Below are 792 nucleotides of genomic sequence, written 5' to 3' on the forward strand. Positions count from 1 at the left end.
TTTTTGTGTTGCGCGGCGTTCGTTGAACCAACCTTGTTTTTGGTTCGGGGTTTTCTTGTTCCATTCGGCAAGCGCCATTTCAATGGCTCGGTCGGCTTTTTTGCGACTAAACGGCACACGCAGTGCAAAAGCGTTACATAGCGCAATATTAAATTTTAAGCCAAAGTTTTTAAAATCTCTGCCTACATACTTTAAAAATTCAGGATTGTCTTCCGTAAGATAGGCGCGAATAGCGCGTAGGATTTGCGCATTATGTTCTGAACTTGGACTTGGATATACGCCAAAAAGTGCAGTGACGCGACGTTTGGAAAGGTAGTCGTCAATCCAAAGTTGCAATGAAAAACGCTCATGGCCACCAAACGCATACAAGCCGAAACGGCTGTAATTGATTCCGCCTAGCGGATCGCCTTGTTCCGGTACGAAAGCGATGGCATGGCTGCCAAAGATGGTTTGCCAATAAATCACCCGTTTTTTGCGGTTGACACGAAAACCACGTGGTCGGGGGAGGAAAATAAAAAATAGTAAAACAATAGGCCAAATAAAATGAAAATAAGCTCTTACAACTCTATATTGTCGCTCCTCTATATACATTTTTCGATATTCTTCATAAGGAATAATGCGGTCATTTGGGTAATCCTTTTTAAACTCATCAGATGTTACCGTCTTTATATATTGCTCATATAATGGTTTTGTTCTTTCATCTGGATTAAATGCCCAAGTGAAATCTAATTTAATAGATTCTATTTGAGATGCAAATGGTTCATTTAAGCTATTTCCCCCACCAAATCCAAC

The 792-nt window shown here is 40.5% G+C and carries 1 protein-coding gene; it reads right to left on the bottom strand.

Translation table 11 applies throughout. The features are described from left to right. Positions 1 to 744, bottom strand: a 744-nt coding sequence (locus tag HMPREF3263_RS10535) for a hypothetical protein (RefSeq protein ID WP_371113375.1), incomplete at its 3' end; no start/stop codon positions are given. Between the last annotated feature and the right edge of the window lie 48 nt (positions 745 to 792).

This window comes from Haemophilus sp. HMSC61B11 (assembly GCF_001838615.1).
Classification (GTDB): Bacteria; Pseudomonadota; Gammaproteobacteria; order Enterobacterales; family Pasteurellaceae; genus Haemophilus_D; species Haemophilus_D parainfluenzae_AD.